We start from the raw sequence: 25,753 nt of genomic DNA on the forward strand, positions 1-25,753 counted from the left end.
CAGCGCAACGGACATTGGGGGACACCGTGGGTCCACTGTCAGTGCCGTGGCGGCGCAGCGCCGCCACGGCAGCCACCGCCGTGCTCGCCGTCGGCGCCCTGGCCGGCTGCCGCGCCGGCGTGCAGGTCCCGCCCTCCTCGGGGCAGGGGGGCCCCGGCCTCAACGCCTCTGGCGAGCAGCGCAGCTTCACCGGCGATGAACTCGTGGGGACGGCCGCTGCGGCCAAGACCGCGCTCAGGCTCGGCGGCGCCGTGCTGGACGCGCCCCAGCTCGCGGCGCAGAAGGAGGCCGCCGTGCAGGGGCTGTTCACGGACACTTCCCCGGCGGCGTGCGCCGCGCTCACCGTGACGTCCACGCCCGCGGGGCTCGACCGCGCCGCCGCGGCACTCGTGGTCGCCCCCTCGGACAGCCACGCGCAGCACACCGCGGTGGGCCTCAAGAGCCGGGCGACCCCCGAGGAGGCGTCCGCCGAGGTGGCCGCCCTGGCCAAGGCCGCCGCGGCCTGCGGGCGCTACCAGGCCTCGTTCGGCGGCCTGCGGGTCCCCGTCACGGCGGCCGCGGCGGATCCGGGCGCGGATGCCCAGGAAGCGGTCATGGTCACCTCCACGGCGCAGGTCCCCGACGGCAGCGGCGGCACCCCCCAGGAGCGCACCGTGGTGCGGGCGCTGGCGGCCAAGGGGACCGTGGTCGTGGAGGTCCTCCTCGTCGACGCGCAGGCCGACGACGCCGCGGCCACCGTCCGCGGCTACATCGACATGGCGCTGGCGCGGCTGCCGCTCTAGGGCTGGGAAGCCCGAGGGGCGGGCAGCGGGCCCGTGAGATGGCGCTCGAGCGCCGGGGCGAGGAGTTCCTCTGCACGCTCGGCGCCCAGCGAGGCGAGGGGCTCGAGCTCGACGATGTAGCGGGCCACGAGGAAGCCGACCACCTGGGTCGCGGCGAGGGACGCGCGCAGCGACCGCTCGGCGTCGTCGTAGGGCAGGCCCTCGGCGACCCGGGCGAGGATCCGGCGGCGGACCACCTCCTTCAACAGGCGCGTCCGCGAGGTCGAGCCGATCGTCGCACGGAAGAAGGCTGCCAGGACGGGGCGCTGGGGTCCCTCCCACAGGGCCACCACCGCGTGCGCGAGGTAGCGGCCGCGGCCTTGGGGTGTCGTGGTGTCGAGGCCAGCCAGGATGTCTCCCGGATCCGCGGGGAGGGACACCGCTGCCGCGAACAGGGCGTCCTTGCCGTCGAAGTAGTGGTGCACGAGCGCCGGGTCCACCCTGGCCTCGCGCGCAACGCGCCGTAGGCTCACGGCGTCGAACCCATGGTCTGCGAAGAGCTGCGCGGCAGCGGCGACGATGCGCTCCCGGCGGTCCCCGCCGTCGTCCGGTCGGCCCCGGCGCCCGGCCCCCGGGGTCATGAGCTCTTGCGGGGCAGCGTGAACGAGGCGAGCAGGAGCAGTCCGACCACGATCGCGGCCATGATGCCGAAGTCCTGCCACAGTGCCGGGGTGGGGTCGGTGTTCTTCGCGATCTCCTGGAGCGCGTTGACCGAGTAGGTCAGCGGCATCCAGTCCGAGACGGCCTCGAAGACGTCGTTCATATGGTCCCGCGCCACGAACAGCCCGCACAGGAGGATCTGCGGGATCACCACCACGGGCATGAATTGGACGGCCTGGAACTCGGTGCGGGCGAAGGCGCTGCAGAACAGGCCGAGGGCCACGCCCAGGACTGCGTTGACCACAGCGACGAGCACCACGAAGCCGCCATTGCCCTTGATGTCGAGGTTGAACACCCAGTAGGCCACACCGGTGGCGATCGCCGACTGGACGGCTGCCATGAGCGAGAAGGCGATGCCGTAGCCGAAGAGGAGGTCGCCCGTATGGATCGGCGTGGTCATGAGCCGCTCGAGCGTGCCGGTGGTGCGCTCACGGAGCATCGTGATCGACGTGATGAGGAACATCACGATGAACGGGAAGATGGCGAGCATGATGAGCCCCACGCGGTCGAACGTGCGGGGCGCGCCCGGCGGGAGGGTCTCGTTCTCATAGAGCCAGTACACGATCGCGAGCAGCGCCGACGGGACCACGACGATCATGGCGAGGCTGCGATGGTCGTGGCGCAGCTGCTTGAGCACGCGCGCGGTCGTGGCCCACAGCATCCGCGGGTTCACGCGGCATGCTCCTTGGTTGCGAGGGGGCGGCCCGCGGCCTGCCGCTCGAGGTCCGCCCGGATGATCCCCAGGAACGCCTGCTCGAGGTCGCGGCTACCGCCGCGCTCGCGCAGGGCCTCCGGGGTGAGCTGGGCCAGGAGCCGCCCCTCGCGCAGCAGGAGGAGCGAGTCGCAGCGCCCGGCCTCCTCCATCACGTGGCTCGAGACCAGCAAGGTGGCGCCGCGGTCTGCGAGCGCCCTGAACCGGTCCCATAGGTCCACACGCAGCACGGGGTCCAGGCCCACCGTGGGCTCATCGAGGACGAGCAGCTGGGGATCCCCGACGAGGGCGCACGCGAGTGAGACCCTGCTGAACTGGCCTCCGGAGAGGTCTGCCGCACGGCGGCGGGCCAGATCGGCGAGGCCCACGGCGCCGACCGCCTCGCGCGCGTCTGCGGCGGACTTGCCGTGGAGGGCCCCGAAGTACTTCACGTTGTCGAGCACCGTGAGGTCCCGGTAGATGCTCGCCTCCTGCGTCATATAGCCGATCGCATGGCGCAGCGGCACCGAGCCCGCCGGCTGGCCGAGGACGGTGAGGGAGCCCGTCCACAGACTCTGGACCCCCACGATCGAGCGCATCAGCGTGCTCTTGCCGCTTCCCGAGGGCCCGAGCAGTCCGGTGATCCGTCCGGCCGGGACCGTGAAGTCCAGCTCGTGGAGGATGGGTCTGCGCCGGATGCGGACGGACAGAGTGTCCGCCTCGATGGCCGGAGCAGTGGAGGCGGCGTGGGCGGCCGTGTGCGGCATGGCTGGCTCCCGGGAGTGGAACGCTCATTCATCAACCGATGAATTGGAGGCTAGGCCCGTCCCCGGGCGCCGTCAAGAGCGGACACCTAGGCCTCCCGGCGGAACTGGACCTTCCACTCCTCGGGCCCCTCGACGAGGTACGAGACATCGAAGGCGCCCTCGCGGTAGCGCTGCCCGACCTGGGCCAGGAGCGGGAGCGGGGCGTGGTTGGCGATGATCACGAGCCCGGCGCCGACGGCGAGGGAGTCGAGGGCTCCGAAGATCGTCGCGTGGCGGATCGCGTGGGGGATGACGCGCACATCGAGCTCGGGGAACCCCTCGCCGTCGTGCTCTCCGCACGCGCATGCGGACTTCTGGGTCAGGGTGAGGGGGTTCTCTGCGGTGTACTCCACGGCGCATCCTTCCGGTGTGATCTGATGGCCGAAACTTTACTACAATAAATTCCGTGGAAAACAGTCCGCTCGGCCCCCAGCCGGCCGCTCCCGGCCCCGCTCTGCCGCTCTCGGCTGCGCGAGCGGCGGTGCTCGACCTCGTCAGGGCCCATCGGGCGCCGTGCACCGTCGACCAGCTCGCCGGCGAGACAGGGCAGCATCCCAACACCGTGCGCGAGCACCTCGAGGCGCTCGTGGCCGCGGGCCTCCTCGAGGCCGCCGCGGGTGCGCCGGCCGGGGACGGGCGGCGCGGACGGCCGGCGAAGCGGTACCGGCCGGCGGGGCAGCCGCTCGAGGCGCCGGGCTACGCCGCACTCGCCGGGGTGCTGGCCGCCGAGGTGGCACGGCTCGCCCCCGATCCCGCGGCGGCGGGGGCCGAGGCCGGCCGCCGCTGGGCGAGGCGGGCCGTCGTGGCCCCCGCGGGGCCGGTCTCGGCCGAGGACGCCCGACGCCGCGTGCTCGCCGAACTCGATGACCTCGGCTTCGCGGTCGCACCGGCACCCGCCGCCGAGTCCTCCGGGGGCGCCGAGCCCTCCGGGAGGCGCGTCCGGCTCGTCGCCTGCCCGCTCCTGGCGGCCGCGAAGGACCAGCCTGCGGTCGTGTGCTCCGTCCATGCCGGCCTCGTCGAGGAGTCCCTGAAGCTGCTCGGCCACCCCGGGCTGCGCGCCCGGCTTGAGCCCTTCGCCGAGCCGGGCGCGTGCGTGCTCACGATCGGCACGGCATGAGCCCGGCGTCCGGCCCCCGCTCCGCCGGTGTCCAGGGACCGTCTGCGGCGCGGGTCCCGCGTGCGGGAACGGCCGTCTGGCACCGCGCCGTCCTCCTCGTCCTGGGCGGCGCCTCGCTCGTCGCGGGCCTCGACGCGGCACTGGTCCTCCTCGGGCTTCCCGCCCCGGTGGGCGGGAACGCGGCCCCCGCCCTGCCCGCCGCCCACGGGACCCTCATGGTGCTCGGCTTCGTGGGCACGCTCATTGCCCTCGAGCGGGCGGTCGCGCTCCGCAGGGCCTGGGGCTACGCGGCCCCCGCCCTGCTCGGCGGCGGCGCCCTCGTCCAGCTCGGCCCCTGGGGTGCCGCGGCGTGGCCGGCACGGCTCTCGCTGCTGGCCGGCACGGTCGCGTTCGCCCTCGTGTACGTGCCACTGTGGCGGCGCCAGCGGGACCCGGCGGTCCTCGTCCAGGCGCTCGGGGCCGTGGCGGCGGCAGGGGCGGCCGGACTGCTGGCCGCCGGGGTGGCCGTGCCCGCCGTCGTGCCCTGGTTCGCCGCGTTCCTGCTGGCGACCATTGCGGGGGAGCGGCTCGAGCTCGCGCGCCTGCGGATCCGCGGCCCCTGGGCCGAACCCCTGCTCGTCGCCGTGAACGCCGCGCTCGTGGCGCTGTGCCCCGCCACGCTGCTGTGGCCCGCCGCGGGCTATCCGCTCTTCGGCCTCGCCGTGCTCGCGCTCGCGGCGTGGCTCGTGCGGTACGACGTGGCACGCGCCACGATCCGCGCCACAGGGCTGCCTCGGTACGTCGCAGCCTGCCTCCTGGCGGGCTACGCGTGGCTCGCGGTGGCCGCCGGCGTGTGCCTCCTCGTTCCGGGCGCGCCCTCGGGAGCGGCGTACGACGCGTTCCTGCACGCGGTCTTCCTCGGGTTCGTGATGTCCATGGTCATGGCCCACGCGCCGGTGATCCTCCCGGCGGTGCTGCGCCGCCCCCTCCCGTACCGGCCGGTGATGTGGGTCCCCGCCGCCCTCCTGCACGCGACGCTGCTGCTGCGGCTAGCTCTCGGCGACGCCCGCGGGGAGACGGCCGCCTGGCAGTGGGGCGGGGCCGGGAACGTCCTCGCCGTCCTCGCGTTCGTGGCGCTCGCGGCGCACTCGGCCGCGCGCGCACGGCACCCGCACGGATCCCGTGCATCGAGGGCGCTCGCGGGCGGGACGGGCGCCCCGTGATGCCCCGCATCGGCGCCGCGCCCTCAGCGCACCGTCCTCCTGCGGGCACCGGGCCACGGCCGGGCACCGGGCGCGCCGCGTGGCACCGCTGGGCCAACGCGCCCTCGCTCGCGTGGCTGCTCGCGATCGTGCTCGTCTCCGGGATCCACCGCGGCATCCCGGCCTCGGGGTGGCTGCTGGTGCACCTTGCGCTCCTCGGTGCCGTGACCAACGCCATCCTCGTCTACTCGTGGCACTTCGCCGAGGCGCTGCTGCGGCTGCCCGTGCCCTCGCGACGGGCACTCGCGGCGAGGATCGGACTGCTGAACGCCGGTGCCGCCGCCGCGATGGCGGGGGTCGTGTCCGGAGTCTGGCCCGCCGCCGTCGCCGGGGCCGCGGCCGTGGGCGCCGCGGCGGCCTGGCACGGCGCCGCCCTGCTCCTCAGGCTGCGGCGCGCCCTGCCCTCGCGCTTCCGGTCCACCCTGCGCTACTACCTCGCCGCGTGCGCGCTCCTGCCCTTCGGCGCCGCCGCCGGCGCGCTGCTCGCCCTGCCGGGCACCGACGGCGGCGACGGCCTCCACGCCCGGCTCCTGCTCGCCCACGAGTCCCTCAACCTCCTCGGCTGGGTCGGCCTGAGCGTCCTCGGAACGCTCGTGACGCTCCTGCCGACCATGCTGCGCACGCGCGCCGACGACTCCGCGGAGCCGGTCGCCCGCCGGGCCCTCTGGGTCCTCCTCGCGGGGGTCGGCCTCGCCGCGGGAGGAGCGTTGGCGGGCGTCCGCGCCGCGGCGGGGGCCGGCGTCGTCCTCTTCCTCGCCGGCGTGCTCGTCTCCGCCGTCCCGCTCGCCCGCGCGCTGCGGCGCAGGGCGCCGGTGGCGTTCGCCCCGCTGTCCGCCGTTGCCTCGCTCGTCTGGCTGGTGGGCGCGCTCGGTCGCCTCGCGTGGCTGTGCGTGACGGCTCCGGACTGGGACGCGCTCCACGAGGCCCTCGGCGGCCTCACGCCGGCGCTCGCGGCCGGGTTCGCCGCCCAGGTCCTCGTGGGGGCCCTGTCCTACCTGCTGCCCGTGGTGCTCGGCGGCGGCCCCGCCGCCGTCCGCCGGCGCACCGAGACGCTCGACGCCGGTGCCTGGCTCCGCGTGGTGCTCGCCAACGGGGCGCTCGGCCTCTACCTCCTGCCGGTGCCCAGCGCCGTCCGCGTCGCGGCCTCGGTTGCGGGGCTGCTGGCCCTCATAGGGTTCGTCTGGCTCGCCGGGCGTGCCTTCCTCGGCCGTCCGCGGCCGCTTCCCGCGCCGGACCGGCCAGAGGCGCCCGAGCCTCGGCAGGGCCGTCCCGCCGGCTCCGGGCCGAGCACGACGGGCGCTTCCGTCCGCAGCCGCCTCGGCTCCGGCGCGGTGGGGCTCGCGGTCCTGCTCGCGGCGGTCGTCGCCGGGGTGGCCGCCGATCCCTCGGTCCTGCCCGTCGCCGCCGGCGGGAGCCCCGCAGGCGCCGTGGGCGGCGCAGGAGGGGCCGGCGTCGTGCCCACCGGCCACACCACGACGGTGGACGTGGCGATGTCCGGCATGCGCTTCGTCCCCGACACGGTGACCGTCCCGGCCGGGGACCGGCTCCTGATCCGCCTGGCCAACAAGGACCAGACCGCCCACGACCTCGTGCTCGCGACAGGGCAGGACTCCTCCCGGGTCTATCCCGGCCGGAGCGGACAGCTCGACGCCGGAGTCGTGGCCCAGTCGGTGGAGGGGTGGTGCTCGGTGGTGGGGCACAGGCAGATGGGCATGGTGTTCCACGTGACCGTGACCGGCGACCCCCGGCCATCCGCGGCGCCGGCCCCGGGCGCCATGGACATGCCCGGAATGCAGCAGTCCGCGGCGCCTTCGGCCGCCCCGGCGGCCCAGCACACGCCCTACCCCGCGGCCCTCCCGCCGGTGCCCGCGTCAACGGTGCACCGGGTCACGCTGACGGTGCGCGACACGGTGACCGAGGTCGCCCCCGGCGTCACCCAGACCCTCTGGACGTACAACGGCACCGCACCCGGGCCGGTCCTGCACGGCCGGGTGGGGGACCGGTTCGAGGTCACCCTCGTCAACGACGCCTCCACCGGCCATTCGGTCGACTTCCACGCCGGATCCCTCGCCCCGGACGGGCCGATGCGCACCATCGACCCCGGCCAGTCGCTCGTGTACACGTTCACCGCGATCCAGCCGGGCATCTGGATGTACCACTGCAGCACGATGCCCATGTCCCTGCACATCGCCAACGGCATGTTCGGCGCGGTGGTCATCGACCCGCCCGGCGCCCCCGCCGTGGACCACGAGTTCGTGCTCGTCCAGAGCGAGCAGTACCGCGGCGCCGCCGCACACGGCGTCCCGGGCATCGCGGACCCGGCCAAGATCGCCGCGGGCACGCCGGACGCGGTCGTGTTCAACGGCTACCCGAACCAGTACGACGCCGACCCGCTCGCCGTGCGCGCCGGCGAACGGGTGCGCGTGTGGGTGCTCGACGCCGGGCCCGGGCGCGCCACCTCGTTCCACGTGGTGGGCGCCCAGTTCGGCGCCGTGTGGGCCGAGGGGGCCTACCGGCTCGCCCCGGGCCCCGGCGGCGCGCAGGCGGGGGCCTCGCAGGCCCTGGACCTCGCGCCCGCCCAGGGCGGGTTCGTGGACCTCACGTTCGACGAGGCAGGGCACTACCCGTTCGTGAGCCACTACATGGTGGACGCCGAGCGGGGCGCGCACGGAGTGTTCGACGTTGCCCCCGCGAGGTGAGCCGCCGTTCCTTCTGTGAGTCACCTCCTGAAGGTCAGGTCCTGAAGGTCAGTTTCTGTGGGCCCCCGCTGGCGAGGTGGGGCGCACGACGGCGCGTGGTCGCCGTCGTGCGCCAGATCGAACCACTCCTCTGGGCCGCCACCCGCCGAGGTGACCCCCAGAAGGTGACCCCCGGACGTGGGGGAGGGGCGTGAGGGCTGCGCGGCTGGGATACATTGGTAGCTGACTTTCCTGCCCTCTTCGCACGGTCGGCCCGCGTGCCCGATCGGCCCAGATACAGAACGGATGCCCGCGTGGTCCTGCGACTCTCCACCCTGTTCCTGCGCACCCTCCGCGAGGATCCCGCCGACGCCGAGGTGGCGAGCCACAGGCTCCTCGTCCGCGCCGGCTACATCCGCCGCGCCGCGCCGGGCATCTACACGTGGCTCCCGCTCGGGCTGGCGGTCCTGCGGAAGGTCGAGCGGGTCATCCGGGAGGAGATGGCGGCCATCGGCGCGCAGGAGGTGCACTTCCCCGCGCTGCTGCCCAAGGAGCCCTACGAGGCCACCAACCGGTGGACGGAGTACGGCGAGGGCATCTTCCGCCTCAAGGACCGCAAGGACGCCGACTACCTCCTGGCCCCCACGCACGAGGAGATGTTCACCCTCCTGGTGAAGGACCTGTACTCCTCGTACAAGGACCTGCCCCTCTCGCTGTACCAGATCCAGAACAAGTACCGCGACGAGGCCCGCCCCCGCGCCGGCCTGCTGCGCGGACGCGAGTTCATCATGAAGGACTCCTACTCGTTCGACGTCGACGACGCCGGCCTCGACGCGAGCTATGCGCGCCACCGCGAGGCGTACCTGAAGATCTTCGCCCGCCTCGGCCTCGAGGTGGTCCCGGTCAAGGCCACCGCCGGGGCGATGGGCGGGTCCAAGAGCGAGGAGTTCCTGCACCCGACCGAGATCGGCGAGGACACATTCGTCCGCTCGCCGGGCGGCTACGCAGCCAACGTCGAGGCCGTCACCACGGTGGTGCCCGAGGCAGTCGACTACAGCGACGCGCCCGCGGCGCAGGTGCTCGACACCCCGGATACCCCCACCATCGAGACGCTCGTCGAGGCTTCCCAGACGATCTTCCCGAACCCCGAGCGTCCCTGGACCGCCGCGGACACCCTGAAGAACGTGGTCCTGACCGTCACGCTGCCCACCGGCGAGAAGCAACTCGTGGCCATCGGCGTGCCGGGCGACCGCGCCGTGGACCTCAAGCGCGTCGAGGCCAACATCGGCGCCTACCTGCCGGTCGGCGGCGAGATCGGCCTCGACCCCGCGAGCGACGAGGAGCTCAAGGCGAACACGGCGCTCGTCAAGGGCTACATCGGCCCGGGCCTCGCCCTGGACAAGCCGGTCCTCGGTCTCGAGGGCACGGCCAAGATGCTGTACCTCGTCGATCCGCGCGTCGTGGCCGGCACCCGTTGGATCACCGGCGCGAACGAGCCCGGCAAGCACGTCTACGGCCTCGTGGCCGGACGCGACTTCGGCTGGGACGGCGTCATCGAGTGCACCGAGGTACGGGCCGGCGACCCCGCCCCCGACGGCTCGGGCCCGCTCGAGACCGCACGCGGGATCGAGATGGGACACATCTTCCAGCTGGGCCGCAAGTATGCCGAGGCGCTCGGGCTCAAGGTCCTGGACGCGAACGGCAAGCAGGTCACGGTGACCATGGGCTCCTACGGCGTGGGCGTCACCCGCGCAGTGGCCGCCCTCGCGGAGTCCAACCACGACGAGCGCGGCCTCGTCTGGCCGCGCGCGGTGGCGCCGGCGGACGTCCACGTCGTGGCCGTCGGGCGCGGCGAGGAGATCTTCGCCGAGGCGGAGCGGGTCGCGGCCGAGTTCGAGGCGCGCGGCCTGACCGTCATGCTGGACGACCGCCCCAAGGTGTCCCCGGGAGTGAAGTTCGGAGACGCCGAGCTCATCGGCGTCCCGACCATCGTCGCGGTCGGCAAGGGCCTCGCCTCGGGCGTGCTCGAGGTCAAGGACCGCCGCTCGGGGACGGCCGAGGACGTGCCGGTCGGCGAGGTCGTCGATCGGGTCATCGCCGCCGTGCGCGGCGCCTGAGCCCAGCCGGCGTGCTCACCGGCTTCGAGGCCGTCGACCCCCTGACGGTGGCCCTCGTGGTCGTCGCCGGGTTCTGCGCGGGCTGGGTCGACGCCGTGGTCGGCGGAGGAGGCCTCATCCAGCTTCCGGCCCTGCTCGCCGTCCCGGGCATCAGCCCGGTCCAGGCCCTCGCCACGAACAAGATGGGCTCCGTCTTCGGCACGACGACGAGTGCCGTCACCTACGCGCGGCGTGTGCGGCCCGACCTGCGCACCGCCATTCCCATGGCGCTCGTGGCCCTGTGCGGCGCGTTCGGCGGCGCCGCCCTGGCCACCGCCCTGCCTGCGCGCGTCTTCAAGCCGATCATCCTCGCGGCCATCATCGCCGTCGCCCTCTTCACGGTGCTGCGCCCACAGATGGGCCAGTACACCCAGCTGCGGCTCAAGGGCCGGCGCCACCTCGCCGCCGCCTGCGGGCTCGGCGCCGTGATCGGGTTCTACGACGGCCTCATCGGCCCCGGCACCGGCTCGTTCCTCGTGATCGCGCTCGTCTCCGGCATGGGGTACGCCTTCCTGGAGGCGAGCGCGAAGGCCAAGATCGTCAACATGGCCACGAACATCGGCGCCCTGCTGCTCTTCGCCCCTCGGGGGTCCTGCTCTGGGGCCTCGGGCTCGTCCTCGGCGCCGCCAACATGCTCGGCGGGTACACGGGCGCCCGCATGGCCGTCAGCCGGGGCAATACGTTCATCCGGTGGGTGTTCCTGGCCGTCGTCGCGGCGCTCGCGGTCAAGCTAGGCCTCGACGTGTGGGCCGAGGACTTCGCCTGAGGATTCCGCGCCGGCTGGCCTCAGCCGAGCCGCGCGAGGTCCTCGACCGCGGGAAGCCCCGGCAGCAGCCGCACGCACAGCGCGCTCGCGACCCAGAGGGAACGCTCGAGACCGCCTCCGTGCCCCGGCCGCTCCGCGTACCAGAGCGCGTTCTCGACCTCGCGCAGCACCGCCCAGCCCCGGGCCGCCTCCTCCTCCAGCCCCGCCTCGCGGGCCAGTAGGCTGCAGCGCTCCGCGAGCGCGGCGGGAGCGTCCGCGCCCGCCAGCTCGGGGAGTCGGTTCCACAGCATCGGCGCGACCGCGAACTCGCCCTCGCCGAGGGAGGCCTGCGGGTCGATCGCGCGGAAGGAGGGACCGCCGTCGGACGCCGCTGGCTCACCCTCCGGCACCGCGAGCACATTCATGCCGTGCAGGTCGGTGTGCACGAGGACGTCCCGGCCGCCCCGCCGGCCCACGGCTCCGCGGGTGAATGCGACCTCGAGGGCGGCCTCGAGCAGCCACCGGGGGAACGGCCGGCCGAGGCGCTCCCAGCGTTCGGGCAGCTCGTCGCTCCAGCGCTCGGCCATGGCATCGATGCGCTCGAACCGGTCCCAGCCCGGCCGGTCGTCCGGGGCGATGGAGAGCTCGCGCAGGAGCGCGCCCCAGATCTGCGCGGCCTCGGGGAAGGGCACGTCCTGCAGGCGGCGGCCCGCGTCGAGCCGCTCGAGCAGGAGGGCGGAGGACTCCGCGTCCTCGTCGACGAGCCGCACCGCGGCGCGGCCGCCCCAGAGCCGCAGGGCGGGCGCCTCGGAGGCCGCCTCGGGGAACGGCCTGGAGAGCTTGAGCGCCAGGCGCTCCTTGACGCGCCGGACGGGGACCACGAGGGCCCACATCCCGGCATGCGCGGCGCTCCCCGTGGCCAGGTCCGGCGTGAGGCCCCATGCCGCGAGCCGCGCGGCAAGGAGGCCGGGCACGGCGTCGAGCCATGCCCGGCCTCCGGGACTGCGCAGACAGCGCCTGAGCAGCGCGTCCGGAACGATTCCGGAAAGGGTCATGCGATGCCGGTGGTCCCCAGCAGGCTGCCGAGCCCGAACGTCGCCGCGAGGGCGATTGCCCCGCCGATCACCACACGCGTGGAGGCGCGCGCCCGCGACCCGCCGCCGATCCACGCCCCGACCCACCCGGTGACCGCGAGGGCGACCAGCACGATCACAAACGTCAGGGGCACACGGATGGCGGGCGGCGCCAGCAGGATGGTCAGCATCGGCAGGACCGCGCCCGCGAGGAAGGAGACGGCCGAGGCGAGGGCAGCGTGCCACGGGCTGACGATCTCGTCCGGGTCGATGCCGAGCTCGATGTCGAGGTGGGCCCGGAGCGCGTCCTTGGCCGTGAGCTCCTTCGCGACCGTCGTGGCGGTCTCCTCCGAGAGGCCCTTGTGCCGGTAGAGGGAGACGAGCTCGGCGAACTCCTCCTGCGGCTGGTCCCGCAGCTCCGCGGTCTCCTTGGCAATGAGGGACTTCTGGCTGTCGCTCTGGCTGCTGACGGAGACGTATTCGCCCAGCGCCATGGAGATGGCACCGCCGACGACGGCGGCCATGCCGGCGGCGAGGATCGGGCCGTTCTCGCTGGTGACGCCGGCGACGCCGACGACGACGGCGGCGACGGAGACGATGCCGTCATTCGCGCCGAGCACACCGGCACGGAGCCAGTTGAGCTTGGCCGCGAGGTCGGTGCCCTGCGGCTCGGGGTGGAGTTGGGTGTTGCTGCTCATGGGACCACTGTGGCATCGGCCGCCGCACCCTGCCAGCGAGACAAGGCTTTCCTTACGGCGCGTCGCTCAGTGGGCGGCCGATGACGGGGCGGAGGCCGTGGCCGGCGGGGTGGTCGCCGCGGTGTCCCTGCCTGACGAGGCGGGGGTGGGGGAGGCGGAGGCCGTGGAACCGGTACTGGAAGAGGAGGTGGCCAGAGAGGCCGCCGCGGACTGGGCGGCGCGGTGGCCGGGGAAGGCCGCGGCCGCGGCCGAGCCAAGCGCCCCGACGGCGGCGGCGCGCCGGGCCGCCCGCTCGAGTCCTCCCGCGGCGGCAGCACGGGTCGGGGCCTCCACGACCCCCACGAGGTCGGACCATCGCGCCACGGCCGAGGCCTCGAGTGCCGCCACCTGCGCCGGGCTGCCGGCGTCGGTGGGCAGCGCGAATCCGGCCTGGGCGGGCGGCAGCGCCGCGCATGCGCCGGCGGCGGCCCCCTCGAGCGCATCGAGCTGGTCCCGGTGCATGCCGGCCGCCGCGAGCAGGGCGGGGCGCTCCGTGGCGCCGGCGCGGGCCGCGAGGACGGTGTAGGTCCAAACCGCTGCCTCCTCGGCGGACTGGACGGCCGCGAACTCCGTGGCGGGGCCGCGCCCGGACGGTGTCGCTGCCGTGGCGGGCAGCGACGAGGCCGAGGTTCCGGCGGACGCCGCCGCGGACGACGGCGTGGCGGCGCCGCCCGCGTCACCTGCAGTCGAGGACCCGGACGGCGACGGGCAGACGCTCGCAGCCGCTGCCGAGGGGGAGGCGGATGGGGAGGGCGAGGGGGCCTGGGAGGGGCCCGGACCGGGGGACGCCGCGCCCGCCGCCAGGGCGAGCCGCTCGGACTGGAGCTGCTGGCCCGCCGCGGCCGAGGCGAGGAGCGAGGCGGTAGGCCCGTCGACCCGGGCCAGGTCCCCGCGCAGCGTGGCGGCACTCTGCGAGAGCGCGGTTGCGAGGGACGCGGGGGAGCCGGACGCGTCGGCTGGGGCCGTCGCCGTGGACGCCGGAGAGGCCGTCCGCGATGGCTGGGGTGCCGAGGCGGACCGGGGGGTCGACGCGCCCAGGAGGCCCGCTTGGAGTTCGAGCACGTCGGCCGCCGAGGTGGCAGCCTGCCGTACGGGACCGGCGGCAGCGGCGGAGGGTGACGCGGAGGGCGACGGCGTGCCGTCTCCCTCCTGGCCGCCCGCCAGGCCGCGGGCTGCAGCGGCGAGGCGCGCGGCGCCGTCGTGCGCCTGCACGAGCGCCGCCGCGCTGGGGTCCGGCAGCCGCCCCGGGGGGGCCGGCGCTGCCAGCAGGGCACCGCCCGCACCCGCGGCGAGGGCGAGGACCAGCACAGCGGCCCACACCCAGGGCGGCTCGGCGCGGCGGCCCCTGCGGCCCCGCGGGCGCGCAGAGGAGTCCGGGGGCGCAGTGGTGGATTTCACGGTCTCGATGATGCCATGGGCCCAGCCCCCGTCACGCGGCCGGGCGCCGAGCAGATAGTCTAGGAGGACAACTGAGCAAAAGGAGGCGGACCCCCCCATGTCCGAGCCCGATCTGCCCTCGCGGGGCGCCCCGACGCCGGCAGAGCAGGATCCGCACGCGGGCGGGGAGGAAGCCCGCCTCCACGCGCTCCTCGAGCCGCTCGTGCAGGCGCGCCAGCTCGTCCTCGAAGGCGTCTCCGTGAAGGCCGCCGGGAAGCACCGGACCGTCGGCGTGGTCGTGGACCTGCAGGACGACGAGACCGGCGGGGTCAGCCTCGACGTCATCGCCGAGCTCTCGCGCGAGCTCTCGGACGCCCTCGACGCCGACCCCGCGGCGGACGCCCGCCCCTACGACCTCGAGGTCTCCTCTCCGGGCGTCTCGCGCCCCCTCACCCAGCTGCGGCACTGGCGCCGGGCCCTCGGCCGGCTGGTCCGGGTCAACGTCATCGGCGAGGAGAACATCACGGGCCGGCTGCGCGAGGTGAGGGAGGACGGCATCGTCCTCGTCCCGGACCTGCCCGCCAAGAAGGGCGTGAGGCCGAAGCCGGGTGCGCCCGTCGAGCTGGCCTTCGACGCCATCCGCAGCGGCAAGGTCGAGGTCGAGTTCTCGCACCTCGAGGACGCCGACCTGGGCCCCGCCGACGGGTTGGACAACGACGACACTGACGAGACCGAGGAGGCCTAGTGGACATCGACATGAGCGCGCTCCGCCTGCTGGAGCGAGAGCGGGACATCCCCGTCGAGAAGCTCATCCCGACCATCGAGCAGGCCCTCCTGCTCGCGTACCACAAGTCGCCGGGCGCCATCGAGACGGCCCGCGCGGAGGTGGACCGCAGGAGCGGCCACGTGACCATCTGGGCCACCGAGGTGGACGACGAGGGCAACGCCGTCGGCGAGTTCGACGACACGCCGGAGGGCTTCGGCCGCATCGCCGCCACGACCGCGCGCCAGGTGATCCTCCAGCGGCTCCGCGACGTGGAGGACGACAACGTCCTGGGCGAGTTCAAGGGCCGCGAGGGCGAGCTCATCGCTGGGCTCATCCAGCAGGGACACAATCCGAACATGGTGCAGGTCAGCCTCGGCGCCGTCGAGGCCGTCCTGCCGCCCCCCGAGCAGGTCCCCGGGGAGAAGTACCTGCACGGCGCCCGCATCCGCGCCTACGTCGTGGACGTGCACCGCGGCCTCAAGGGTCCCTCGATCACGCTCTCCCGCTCCCACCCGGGACTGGTCAAGAAGCTCTTCGAGCTCGAGGTCCCGGAGATCGCCGACCGCAGCGTCGAGATCGTCGCGATCGCCCGCGAGGCCGGCCACCGCACCAAGATCGCGGTCCGGGCGCTTGTCCCGGGCGTCAACGCCAAGGGCGCCTGCATCGGCGAGATGGGTTCCCGGGTGCGCGCGGTGATGACCGAGCTGAACGACGAGAAGATCGACATCGTCGACTACAGCGACGACCCGGCGACGTTCATCGCGAACGCCCTCTCGCCGTCGAAGGTCACGAGTGTGTCCATCGTCGACGAGGCCACGCGGTCGGCCCGGGTGCTCGTCCCGGACTACCAGCTCTCGCTCGCGATCGGCAAAGAGGGCCAGAACGCCCGCCTCGCCGCGAAGCTCACCGGCTGGCGGATCGACATCGGCTCGGACGCCCAGGCCTGAGGCGTCCGCGCCGCCGCATTCCGGGATCCGGGCCCAGAGGGTCTAGAATAGATAGGTCTGGGCCTGTGCCCGGCGGCAGGGCAGGGCATCGGGCTGACAGCTCGGAAGGCCCCGCCCCTTCGATGCAGGAGAGCAGGGATGGAACGGAGAACCGGCCAACCTCTGCGGACGTGCATCGGCTGCCGCCGGACAGCGGCCCGGTCGGAACTGCTCCGGCTGGTGATGGACCGCGGAGGCGCCCAGCGCGTCGTCGTGGATCCCCGCCGCCGGCTGCCCGGTCGTGGCGCGTGGCTGCATCCCGACCAGGCATGCCTGAAGCAAGCCGTCAAGCGGCGCGCGTTCCATCGTGCCTTCCGGGGCCCGGCGGACATCCGCGGCGTCGACGACTACTTCAGCACCTCCGTCCCGGCTACCGCTGGGCCGGACACCGTCCAAGCTGAAAGCGGGTCAGAAATCTGATGGACACCCGATGAGTCCCCGACCGATGAGTGCGTAGCAATGAACTTCTCGTTGCGCACCGCCGAGGGCTTCCCCATGCACACGGGTGCAGAGGGAGCCTGCAGCAAGCAGTAGACGGTCCGTGCCTGGCTCGGCGCGGACCGAGACAGGAGAAATGTGGCCAAGGTCCGCGTACACGAGCTCGCCAAGGAGCTCGGTATCACCTCCAAGGACGCCGTTGCCAAGCTCGCTGAGCTGGGCGAGTTCGTGCGTTCCGCGTCCTCGACGATCGAGGCGCCCGTCGTGAAGAAGCTTCGCGACGCCTACCCCGCCGACGGTGCGAAGGCGAAGGCCAGCGACAGGCCGTCCCGCCCCGCCGCCAGGCCGTCCGCCGGTGCCCCGACGCCGGGACCGTCGCGTCCCGCCCCGTCCCCGCGCCCGGCCGCTGCGCCGTCGCCCGCCCCGGCCCCCGCGGCCGAGGCCCCCGCGGCCAGCCCGCGCCCGGCCGCCGAGGCCGAGCGTCCCGCCGCCGAGGCTCCCCGTCCCGCCGCTGAGGCCCCGCGCCCCGGAGCCCGTCCGGCGCCCCGGCCCGCAGCCGGTGGCCGCGGAGCGACCCCGGGTCCGCGTCCGAGCGGCCCGCGTCCCGGCAACAACCCGTTCTCGTCCTCCCAGGGCATGCAGCGCCCCGGGCGCGACGGCGACCGCGCACCGCGCCCGGGCAACAACCCGTTCGCGTCCTCCCAGGGCATGCCCCGTCCCGGCGGCGGCCGTGACGGCGACCGCCCCGGGGGCCCGCGTCCCTCGGCGCCGCGCCCCGGCGGCACCTCCGGCATCCCGCGCCCCGGCGCACCCCGCCCGGGTGCCCCGCGTCCGGGCGCCCCGCGCCCCGGCGGCACCGGCGGACCCCGTCCGGGCGCCCCGCGCCCCGGCGGCACCGGCGGACCCCGTCCGAACCCCGGCATGATGCCCCCGCGCACCGAGCGTCCCCAGCCGGGCGCCCGGCCCGCGGGCACCGGCGGCCGGGGCCCGAACCGTCCCGGTGGCGGCGGCGGTCCCGCCGGCGGCGGCTTCGGCAAGGGCGGCCGCGGCCGCGGCGGCACCCAGGGCGCCTTCGGCAAGGGCGGCGCCGGACGTGGCAAGCAGCGCAAGTCGAAGCGTGCGAAGCGCCAGGAACTGGAGCAGATGAGCGCACCGTCGCTCGGCGGCGTCTCGGTGCCCCGTGGCGACGGCAGCACGATCGTGCGCCTGCGCCGCGGCGCGTCCATCACGGACTTCGCCGAGAAGATCGATGCGAACCCCGCCTCGCTCGTCACGGTGCTGTTCCATCTCGGTGAGATGGCCACCGCGACCCAGTCGCTGGACGAGGAGACCTTCTCGGTCCTCGGCGAGGAGCTCGGCTACAAGATCCAGGTCGTCTCGCCGGAGGACGAGGAGCGCGAGCTGCTCGAGTCCTTCGACATCGACCTCGAGGCCGAGCTCGAGGCGGAGACCGACGAGGAGCTCGAGGCCCGCCCGGCCGTCGTGACCGTCATGGGCCACGTCGACCACGGAAAGACCCGCCTCCTCGACGCGATCCGCAACACCAACGTGGTGGAGGGCGAGCACGGCGGCATCACGCAGCACATCGGTGCCTACCAGATCGCCTTCGAGCACGATGGGCGCGACCGCAAGCTGACCTTCATCGACACCCCGGGCCACGAGGCGTTCACCGCCATGCGTGCCCGTGGTGCCCAGGTGACCGACATCGCGGTGCTCGTCGTGGCCGCAGACGACGGCGTCATGCCGCAGACCGTCGAGGCCCTCAACCACGCCCAGGCGGCCGGCGTGCCGATCGTGGTCGCGGTGAACAAGATCGACAAGGAGGGCGCCAACCCGGAGAAGATCCGTGGCCAGCTCACCGAGTACGGTCTCGTCCCCGAGGAGTACGGCGGCGACACGATGTTCGTGGACGTCTCCGCGCGCCAGAACCTGCACATCGACGACCTGCTCTCGGCGGTCCTGCTCACGGCCGACGCCGCGCTGGACCTGCGGGCGAACCCGAACAAGGACGCCCGCGGCGTGGCCATCGAGGCCAACCTCGACAAGGGCCGCGGCGCCGTTGCGACCGTGCTCGTGCAGTCCGGAACGCTCCACGTCGGCGACACGATCGTCGCGGGCACGGCCCACGGCCGCGTCCGGGCCATGTTCGACGAGGACGGCGAGGCCGTCGAGGCCGCGCTGCCGTCCCGCCCGGTCCAGGTCCTCGGACTGTCCTCGGTGCCGCGCGCCGGCGACACGTTCCTCGTGACCGAGGACGAGCGCACCGCGCGGCAGATCGCCGAGAAGCGCGAGGCAGCCGAGCGCAACGCCCAGCTCGCCAAGCGCCGCAAGCGGATCAGCCTCGAGGACTTCGACCAGGCTGTGGCCGAGGGGAAGATCGACACCCTCAACCTCATCCTCAAGGGCGACGTGTCCGGTGCCGTCGAGGCGCTCGAGGACTCGCTGCTCAAGATCGATGTGGGCGAGGAAGTCCAGCTCCGCGTCATCCACCGCGGCGTCGGCGCGATCACCCAGAACGATGTCAACCTCGCCACGGTCGACAACGCGATCATCATCGGCTTCAACGTCAAGCCGGCGGAGCGCGTTGCCGAGCTCGCGGACCGCGAGGGCGTGGACATGCGCTTCTACTCGGTGATCTACGCGGCGATCGAGGACATCGAGCTCGCGCTCAAGGGCATGCTCAAGCCGGAGTACGAGGAGGTCCAGCTCGGTACCGCCGAGGTCCGGGAGATCTTCAAGTCCTCCAAGTTCGGCAACATCGCCGGCTCGATCGTGCGCAGCGGCATCATCCGCCGCAACGCGAAGGCCCGTGTGCTGCGCAAGGGCGTCGTGGTGGGCGACCGGCTCAGCATCGAGTCGCTCAAGCGGTTCAAGGACGATGCGACCGAGGTCCGCGAGGGCTACGAGTGCGGTATCGGACTCGGCTCGTTCAACGATCTCCAGCTCGAGGACGTCATCGAGACGTTCGAGATGCGCGAGAAGCCGCGCGCCTGACGCGCCCCATCGGGCGGGGCCCCGGGTTGCCGGGGCCCCGTTCGCACGTCGGCAGCGAGCGATGCGTCCGCGGATCGCTGCGCCGAGACGACAAGCACCCGAGACGATAGGAGGGACCATGGCCGATCCGGCCCGCGCCGCGCGGCTCGCGCAGCGCATCAAGGTGGTCGTGGCAGAGGCCCTGCGCAGGGCTGTGAAGGACGAGCGCGCCGAGGCGATCACGGTCACCGACGCCCGCGTCACGAACGACCTCCAGCACGCCACGGTGTACTACACCGTCCTGGGCGACGCCGCCGCGGCGGCAGGAGCCCGCGAGATCCTCGAGACCAAGAAGGGTGTGCTCCGGCGCGAGGTGGGCCGCAACCTCACGATCCGGCTCACGCCGACCCTCGAATTCGTGGCCGACGAGGTTCCGGTCAACGCCTCGCACGTCGAGGACCTGCTCCGGCAGGCCCGCGAGCGCGACGCCGAGGTGGCCCGCCTCGCCCAGGGCGCGCACCCCGCGGGGGACGCAGACCCGTACCGCAAGGCCGATGAGGCCGACGACGACGCGTTCGACGACGGGTTCGACGACGTCGAGCCGCGCGAGGACTGACGCCCGCGGCAGCCAGCAGTGCCGTGCACCGACGGGGCGGCGCCTCCACGATGTGGGGGCGCCGCCCCGTCGCCGCATGGTGCGGCATGGACCGCCTCCGGCGCTCCATATACTGGGAGGCGTGCTTTCTGGACTGGTGATCGTGGACAAGCCACGCGGGTGGACGAGCCACGACGTCGTGGGGAAGGTCCGCCGGCTCGCGGGGACCCGCAAGGTGGGGCACGCGGGGACGCTCGATCCCATGGCCACGGGCGTGCTCGTCGTCGGGATCAACAAGGCGACCCGCCTGCTCTCGCACATCGTCGGCACCGAGAAGACGTACACCGCCACCATCCGGCTCGGGCAGCGCACGGTGACGGACGACGCCGAGGGCGAGGTCCTCGAGGAGCGTATCGCGGCCGCCGTGACCGAACAGCAGATCCGCGACGCCGCCGCCAAGCTCACCGGCCACATCCTGCAGGTCCCCAGCAGCGTCAGCGCCATCAAGGTCGCCGGCGAGCGCTCGTACGCCCGCGTGCGCGCCGGCAAGGAGGTCACGCTCGAGGCCCGGCCCGTGACGATCCACTCCTTCGACATCCACGCCGTCCGCCGGGAGCGCGGCGGGAAGCTCCAGGACGTGGACGTGACGGTGCGCTGCTCCTCCGGGACCTACATCCGGGCGCTCGCCCGTGACCTCGGCGCCGACCTCGGCGTGGGCGGCCACCTCACGGCGCTGCGCCGCACCCAGGTGGGGCCGTACCGGATCGAGCAGGCCCACACGCTCGAGGAGCTCGCCGGCTCGCTCACCGTGCTGCCGCTCGCGGACGCCGCCCGCTCGCTCCTGCCGGTCCGCGAGCTCAGCGACGGCGAGACGGTGGAGCTCTCCTTCGGCCGCCGCATCCCCGCGACCGGCTCGGCCGAGCTCACGGCCGCCTTCGCGCCCGACGGCGAGCTGGTCGCCCTCGTGAAGGACGTCGGCGGCCAGGCCAAGCCGGAGCTCGTGTTCGCCGCGCACGGCGAGGACGCCTGACGTGGACCCGTTCTTCCTCGTGGGGGCCGTCCTGTGCGCGCTCTCCCTGATCCTGTGCGTGGCCGCCGTCGTCACCAAGACGTATCCAGGGGACGCGGCGATCGTGTCGGTCGCCGTCGTCGAGCTCTTCCTCGTCGTCTTCGGCATCGGAGCCGGCATCCGGCAGGCCGGGGGAGAGGCCGTCCGGGGGGAGCCGTGGGAGTTCTGGGGGTATCTGGTGACCGCGCTGATCGTGCCGGTCGCCGCCTTCTGGTGGGCCATCGCGGACCGCACCCGGTGGAGCAACGCAGTGCTGGCCGCCGTGCCGGTGACGATCTTTGTGATGCTGTTCCGCATGGAGCAGATTTGGAATGGAGCGCCTTTCTCATGACCCCTGCCGAGCCGTCCTCCACGCCCGGGCCCGCGCGCACGCCCGAGCACTCGCCCCGGACCCGCAACGTGGGCCTCGGCCGCATCCTCGTGGCCGTGTACGGCGTCTTCGCGCTGTCGGCGACGGCGCGCGCCGCGTACCAGATCGCCACGAAGTTCTCCGAGGCGCCGCTCGCCTACCTGCTCAGCGCCGTCGCGGCGGTGGTCTACATCGTCGCGACCGTCTCGCTCGCGCACCGCGGCGTGACGAGCTGGTATGTGACCCTTGGGGCGATCCTGCTCGAGCTCGTGGGCGTCCTGGCCGTAGGGACGGCGAGCGTGGTGGACGCGGCGGCGTTCCCCCACGACACCGTCTGGAGCGGGTTCGGCCGCGGCTACGGCTACGTGCCGCTCGCCCTGCCCTTCCTCGGCCTCGCGTGGCTCCTGTACCACCGCCCGAGGGGCGCCGCGGACGTGGACACGGACGGCGGCCGGTAGTCTTGTCAGGCACGCACAGGGCGACGAGGCGAGGACGATGGGCTTGATCTGGCACGGAGTGGACGAGATTCCCGAGGATTTCGGCCCGACGGCGGTCACCATCGGCAACTTCGACGGGGTTCACCGCGGCCACCAGCAGGTCTTGGGGCGCCTGCTCTCGACGGCGAAGGAGAACGGCAGCCGCGCCGTCGCCGTGACGTTCGATCCGCACCCGGCCCAGGTGCACCGCCCCGACACCGCCCCCCACCTCATCATGGGGATCGAGGACCGGCTCGCGGCCCTCTCGGGGTACGGGCTCGATGCGATCCTCGTCCTGCACTACACCCTCGAGTTCGCGCAGCAGAGCGCCGAGGACTTCGTCCGCAGCATCTTCGTCGACGCCCTCCACGCCTCGCACGTGGTGGTCGGCCACGATGTCCGCTTCGGACGTGGGAACGCCGGCGACCTCGCCGCCATGCAGGAGCTGGGGGAGCGGTTCGGCTTCGGCGTCGTCGTCGTGGACGAGTTCACCGAGCAGGCCCCCCGGCACCGCGCCGCGGAGGCGCTGCCGGACGCCGCCGAGGGCGGCAGCGCCGAGCGGGACGGTGCCGAGGGGTACGACGCCGAGGAGCGTCGGTGCTCGTCCACCTGGGTGCGCGAGGCCCTGGAATCGGGCGACGTGCGCACCGCGGCAGAGATCCTCGGGCGCCCCCACGCGATGCACGGGACCGTGGTCCACGGCGCCTCCCGCGGACGCGCCCTCGGATTCCCGACCGCGAATCTTTCCCACGATGCCGCCGGCCACGTCCCTGCGGACGGCATCTACGCCGGCTGGCTCATCGATGCGTCCGGCACCCGCTGGCCCGCGGCCATCTCCGTGGGGTCGAACCCGACGTTCGCAGGGGTCGCCCGCCAGGTCGAGGCGCACGTGATCGACCGTCCCGAGGAGGCCCCCGAGGACTTCGACCTCTACGGGCAGAACATCGTCGTCGAGTTCGTCGAGCGCCTGCGCGGCATGGTCGCCTACCGCGGCCCCGAGGCGCTCGTGGAACAGATGAAGCTCGATGTCGACGCGGCCCGGCACGTCCTGGCGACCTCCGGACAGGGCGGAGCCCCCGCGCGCTGAGGCATCCGCGTTTCGACACGGCGTGGCCCGAACCGATAGAATCCTCGGTGGCCCTCGCTGCAGTCCGTGGCGGCCTGGGCCGCACCGGCCCCGCAGCTGCGGGAACGCATGCCGGTGTTCCCCGGGGACGCAGCGTCCAGCGGGCCGCACGGCACGAAACGAGGAGCTCCAATGGCTTTGGATCCCGCCGTCAAGCAGGAGATCATCAAGGAATACGCGACGAAGGAAGGCGACACCGGGTCCCCCGAGGTCCAGATCGCCGTCCTGACCAAGCGCATCAAGGACTTGACTGAGCACATGAAGCAGCACAAGCACGACTTCCACACCCAGCGCGGCCTGCTCGCGCTCGTGGGTCGCCGCAAGCGCATGCTCGCCTACCTGCACGACACCGACATCGCGCGCTACCGCTCGCTCATCGAGCGTCTCGGCCTGCGCCGGTAGTCTGGGAGCAGTCCGCCCGTCCGCGTCCAGGCGCGGGCGGGCGGCCAGCTTCCCCCGGCCCCGTTCGGCGGGGCATGACAACTGAACCACCACCAGGAGGCGCCGGCTGCCTGCGGTCCTCGGTAGTGGCCCTTGAGGGCGTCCGTGACACGGACGCGCCAAGGGCCTCGATCGAAGACCGGGTTCCGGATCGCCTCCGCCACCTAAGGAAACGGAGGTGCTCTCCTATGGAGGGTCCCGAGATCCAGTTCTCTGAGGCCGTCATCGACAACGGCCGCTACGGCCAGCGCGTCGTCCGCTTCGAGACCGGCCGCCTCGCCAAGCAGGCCGCCGGCGCGGCGATGGCCTACATCGACGATGACACGGCCCTGCTCTCCGCCACCACGGCGGGCAAGTCCCCGCGTGAGGGCTTCGACTTCTTCCCGCTTACCGTGGACGTCGAGGAGCGCATGTACGCCGCGGGCCGCATCCCCGGCTCGTTCTTCCGCCGCGAGGGCCGTCCCTCGACGGACGCCATCCTCGCGTGCCGCCTCATGGACCGCCCGCTGCGCCCGGCCTTCGTCAAGGGCCTGCGCAACGAGGTCCAGGTCGTGGTGACCGTTCTGGCGATCAACCCGGACGAGCTCTACGACGTCGTCGCGATCAACGCCGCCTCGATGTCCACCCAGCTCGCGGGCCTGCCCTTCTCCGGCCCGATCGGCGGCGTGCGCGTGGCCCTCGTCCACGACGAGCAGGGCGCCCAGTGGGTCGCGTTTCCGAAGCACTCGCAGCTGCAGAAGGCGACGTTCGACATGGTCGTCGCCGGGCGCATCGCCGGCGATGACGTGGCGATCATGATGGTCGAGGCCGAGGCCACCGACCACTCCTGGAGCCTCATCAAGGACGAGGGCGCCACGGCCCCGACCGAGGAGGTCGTCGCCGAGGGCCTCGAGGCCGCCAAGCCGTTCATCCGCGCGCTCTGCGAGGCGCAGCAGGACCTGGCCGACCGCGCCGCGAAGCCCACCGCCGAGTTCCCGGTCTTCCTTGACTACGAGGCCGACGCGTACGACGCCGTCGAGGCGGCCGCAGCCGGCAAGCTCGCGGAGGTCTTCCAGATCGCCGACAAGCAGGAGCGCGAGGCGGCGTCTGACGCCCTCAAGGCCGAGGTCCTCGCCCAGCTCGCCGGCCAGTTCGAGGGCCGCGAGAAGGAGCTCTCCGCAGCCTTCCGCTCGGTGACCAAGAAGGTCGTGCGCCAGCGCATCCTCACCGAGCAGGTCCGCATCGACGGCCGCGGACTGACGGACATCCGCCAGCTCACGGCCGAGGTCGAGGTGCTCCCGCGGGTCCACGGCTCGGCGATCTTCGAGCGCGGCGAGACCCAGATCATGGGCGTCACCACGCTGAACATGCTCAAGATGGAGCAGCAGATCGACTCGCTCTCGCCTGAGACGCACAAGCGGTACATGCACAACTACAACTTCCCGCCCTACTCCACGGGCGAGACGGGCCGCGTCGGTTCCCCGAAGCGCCGCGAGATCGGCCACGGCGCACTGGCCGAGCGCGCGCTCGTGCCCGTGCTGCCCTCCCGCGAGGAGTTCCCGTACGCGATCCGCCAGGTGTCCGAGGCACTCGGCTCCAACGGCTCGACGTCGATGGGCTCCGTGTGCGCCTCGACGCTGTCGCTGCTCAACGCCGGTGTGCCGCTGAAGGCCCCGGTCGCGGGCATCGCCATGGGCCTCGTCTCCGACGAGGTCGACGGCCAGACCCGGTACGCCGCCCTCACCGACATCCTCGGTGCCGAGGACGCCTTCGGCGACATGGACTTCAAGGTCGCCGGCACGTCCGAGTTCGTCACGGCGATCCAGCTCGACACCAAGCTCGACGGCATCCCGGCCTCGGTCCTGGCCGCCGCGCTCAAGCAGGCCCGCGAGGCACGCCTGCACATCCTCTCGGTGATCAACGCCGCGATCGACCGCCCGGATGAGCTCTCCGAGTTCGCGCCGCGCATCATCGCGATCAAGATCCCGGTGGACAAGATCGGCGAGGTCATCGGCCCCAAGGGCAAGATGATCAACCAGATCCAGGAGGACACGGGCGCCGAGATCTCGATCGAGGACGACGGCACCGTGCTCATCGGCGCGACCGACGGCTCCTCGGCCGAGGCCGCCCGCGCCGCCGTGAACGCGATCGCGAATCCGCAGCTGCCCGAGGTCGGGGAGCGCTACCTCGGCACGGTGGTCAAGACCACCACGTTCGGCGCGTTCGTCTCGCTCACGCCGGGCAAGGACGGCCTGCTGCACATCTCCGAGCTGCGCAAGCTCGCCGGCGGCAAGCGCGTGGACAACGTCGAGGACGTCGTCTCCGTCGGCCAGAAGGTCCAGGTCGAGATCACCAAGATCGACGACCGCGGCAAGCTCTCGCTCGCGCCCGTCGTGGCCGAGGCCGACGCCGCCGCCGAGGGCGAGGCCTCTGCGGAGGTCGAAGCGTAGCCG

The 25,753-nt window shown here is 73.4% G+C and carries 23 protein-coding genes and 1 pseudogene; 17 read left to right on the forward strand and 7 right to left on the reverse strand.

Translation table 11 applies throughout. The annotated features are described in order from the left end of the window. Positions 1-26 precede the first annotated feature (26 nt). Positions 27-782 carry a hypothetical protein gene (locus SA2016_RS08095; protein WP_141305712.1) on the forward strand — a complete coding sequence of 252 codons (756 nt, stop codon included), beginning with the start codon at positions 27-29 and terminating at the stop codon, positions 780-782. Here SA2016_RS08095 and SA2016_RS08100 read toward each other — a convergent pair. The 4 genes from SA2016_RS08100 to SA2016_RS08115 all read right to left on the reverse strand — a co-directional run bounded on the left by SA2016_RS08100 (position 779) and on the right by SA2016_RS08115 (position 3,331). Further along, positions 779-1,402: a TetR/AcrR family transcriptional regulator gene (locus SA2016_RS08100; protein WP_066497208.1), complete on the reverse strand. Its 624-nt coding sequence runs from the start codon at positions 1,400-1,402 to the stop codon at positions 779-781. The two genes, SA2016_RS08095 and SA2016_RS08100, sit on opposite strands and share 4 nt — an antisense overlap. Further along, entirely contained in the window at positions 1,399-2,142 is a 744-nt protein-coding gene (locus SA2016_RS08105) for an ABC transporter permease (RefSeq protein ID WP_084249742.1), read from the reverse strand. Before SA2016_RS08105 ends, SA2016_RS08100 begins: the two co-directional genes overlap by 4 nt. Positions 2,143-2,150: 8 nt before the next feature. After that, positions 2,151-2,939 carry an ABC transporter ATP-binding protein gene (locus tag SA2016_RS08110; protein WP_066497211.1) on the reverse strand — a complete coding sequence of 263 codons (789 nt, stop codon included), beginning with the start codon at positions 2,937-2,939 and terminating at the stop codon, positions 2,151-2,153. 86 nt (positions 2,940-3,025) lie between these two features. Next, entirely contained in the window at positions 3,026-3,331 is a 306-nt protein-coding gene (locus SA2016_RS08115; protein WP_066497212.1) for a DUF2249 domain-containing protein, read from the reverse strand. A gap of 53 nt (positions 3,332-3,384) precedes the next feature. On the opposite strand from SA2016_RS08115, the gene SA2016_RS08120 reads away from it, so the two are divergent. The 5 genes and pseudogenes from SA2016_RS08120 (at position 3,385) to SA2016_RS08140 (ending at position 10,936) form a co-directional block, all read left to right on the forward strand. Continuing rightward, the gene (locus SA2016_RS08120) at positions 3,385-4,095 is read left to right on the forward strand and encodes a helix-turn-helix transcriptional regulator (protein ID WP_084249405.1); all 711 of its coding nucleotides are present in this window, start codon (positions 3,385-3,387) and stop codon (positions 4,093-4,095) included. Beyond that, complete coding sequence (locus SA2016_RS08125) at positions 4,092-5,297, forward strand: DUF8744 domain-containing protein (RefSeq protein ID WP_218030640.1); 1,206 nt, start codon at positions 4,092-4,094, stop codon at positions 5,295-5,297. The genes SA2016_RS08120 and SA2016_RS08125 overlap by 4 nt, the downstream gene beginning before the upstream one ends. After that, the gene (locus tag SA2016_RS08130) at positions 5,297-8,035 is read left to right on the forward strand and encodes a multicopper oxidase domain-containing protein (RefSeq protein ID WP_084249406.1); all 2,739 of its coding nucleotides are present in this window, start codon (positions 5,297-5,299) and stop codon (positions 8,033-8,035) included. Before SA2016_RS08125 ends, SA2016_RS08130 begins: the two co-directional genes overlap by 1 nt. Positions 8,036-8,328: 293 nt before the next feature. Beyond that, entirely contained in the window at positions 8,329-10,131 is a 1,803-nt protein-coding gene (locus SA2016_RS08135) for a proline--tRNA ligase (RefSeq protein WP_066497215.1), read from the forward strand. Between the two features lie 11 nt (positions 10,132-10,142). Continuing rightward, positions 10,143-10,936: pseudogene (locus tag SA2016_RS08140) on the forward strand (sulfite exporter TauE/SafE family protein). Positions 10,937-10,956: 20 nt separating this feature from the next. On the opposite strand, the gene SA2016_RS08145 reads toward SA2016_RS08140, so the two are convergent. From SA2016_RS08145 to SA2016_RS08155, 3 genes are all read right to left on the reverse strand, one after another. Beyond that, positions 10,957-11,970, reverse strand: a complete 1,014-nt coding sequence (locus SA2016_RS08145) for an aminoglycoside phosphotransferase family protein (protein WP_066497217.1) — start codon at positions 11,968-11,970, stop codon at positions 10,957-10,959. Then, positions 11,967-12,686 (reverse strand): VIT1/CCC1 transporter family protein, encoded by a 720-nt coding sequence (locus SA2016_RS08150; protein WP_066497219.1) that lies wholly within the window; start codon positions 12,684-12,686, stop codon positions 11,967-11,969. The genes SA2016_RS08145 and SA2016_RS08150 overlap by 4 nt, the downstream gene beginning before the upstream one ends. 66 nt (positions 12,687-12,752) lie before the next feature. After that, positions 12,753-14,123, reverse strand: coding sequence for a DUF4439 domain-containing protein (locus SA2016_RS08155; protein ID WP_169803059.1), 1,371 nt, complete (start codon positions 14,121-14,123; stop codon positions 12,753-12,755). 97 nt (positions 14,124-14,220) lie between these two features. Here SA2016_RS08155 and rimP point away from each other — a divergent pair, with 97 nt between their 5' ends. The 11 genes from rimP (at position 14,221) to SA2016_RS08210 (ending at position 25,750) form a co-directional block, all read left to right on the forward strand. Continuing rightward, positions 14,221-14,847 carry a ribosome maturation factor RimP gene (gene rimP / locus SA2016_RS08160; RefSeq protein ID WP_066497221.1) on the forward strand — a complete coding sequence of 209 codons (627 nt, stop codon included), beginning with the start codon at positions 14,221-14,223 and terminating at the stop codon, positions 14,845-14,847. Next, positions 14,847-15,815: a transcription termination factor NusA gene (gene nusA, locus SA2016_RS08165; RefSeq protein WP_066497223.1), complete on the forward strand. Its 969-nt coding sequence runs from the start codon at positions 14,847-14,849 to the stop codon at positions 15,813-15,815. The genes rimP and nusA overlap by 1 nt, the downstream gene beginning before the upstream one ends. A 222-nt stretch (positions 15,816-16,037) precedes the next feature. After that, positions 16,038-16,274 (forward strand): YlxR family protein, encoded by a 237-nt coding sequence (locus SA2016_RS08170; RefSeq protein WP_371326660.1) that lies wholly within the window; start codon positions 16,038-16,040, stop codon positions 16,272-16,274. Between the two features lie 156 nt (positions 16,275-16,430). Next, positions 16,431-19,286: a translation initiation factor IF-2 gene (gene infB, locus SA2016_RS08175; RefSeq protein ID WP_066497226.1), complete on the forward strand. Its 2,856-nt coding sequence runs from the start codon at positions 16,431-16,433 to the stop codon at positions 19,284-19,286. A 118-nt stretch (positions 19,287-19,404) separates the two neighbouring features. Then, on the forward strand, positions 19,405-19,881 hold the full coding sequence (rbfA, locus tag SA2016_RS08180; RefSeq protein ID WP_066497227.1) for a 30S ribosome-binding factor RbfA: 477 nt from the start codon (positions 19,405-19,407) through the stop codon (positions 19,879-19,881). A 121-nt stretch (positions 19,882-20,002) separates the two neighbouring features. Further along, positions 20,003-20,890: a tRNA pseudouridine(55) synthase TruB gene (truB, locus tag SA2016_RS08185; RefSeq protein WP_084249409.1), complete on the forward strand. Its 888-nt coding sequence runs from the start codon at positions 20,003-20,005 to the stop codon at positions 20,888-20,890. A gap of 1 nt (position 20,891) precedes the next feature. After that, entirely contained in the window at positions 20,892-21,260 is a 369-nt protein-coding gene (locus tag SA2016_RS08190; protein ID WP_066497228.1) for a hypothetical protein, read from the forward strand. After that, a complete protein-coding gene (locus SA2016_RS08195; RefSeq protein WP_066497230.1) occupies positions 21,257-21,736 on the forward strand; it encodes a hypothetical protein in 480 nt (159 codons plus the stop codon). The genes SA2016_RS08190 and SA2016_RS08195 overlap by 4 nt, the downstream gene beginning before the upstream one ends. 37 nt (positions 21,737-21,773) lie before the next feature. Continuing rightward, the gene (locus SA2016_RS08200) at positions 21,774-22,841 is read left to right on the forward strand and encodes a bifunctional riboflavin kinase/FAD synthetase (protein WP_066497232.1); all 1,068 of its coding nucleotides are present in this window, start codon (positions 21,774-21,776) and stop codon (positions 22,839-22,841) included. A gap of 171 nt (positions 22,842-23,012) precedes the next feature. Next, positions 23,013-23,282, forward strand: coding sequence for a 30S ribosomal protein S15 (gene rpsO, locus SA2016_RS08205; RefSeq protein WP_066497233.1), 270 nt, complete (start codon positions 23,013-23,015; stop codon positions 23,280-23,282). A 227-nt stretch (positions 23,283-23,509) separates the two neighbouring features. Then, positions 23,510-25,750: a polyribonucleotide nucleotidyltransferase gene (locus SA2016_RS08210; protein WP_066497234.1), complete on the forward strand. Its 2,241-nt coding sequence runs from the start codon at positions 23,510-23,512 to the stop codon at positions 25,748-25,750. Positions 25,751-25,753: the final 3 nt, after the last annotated feature.

Origin of the sequence: Sinomonas atrocyanea (assembly GCF_001577305.1) — a bacterium.
In the GTDB taxonomy this organism is placed as follows: domain Bacteria; phylum Actinomycetota; class Actinomycetes; order Actinomycetales; family Micrococcaceae; genus Sinomonas; species Sinomonas atrocyanea.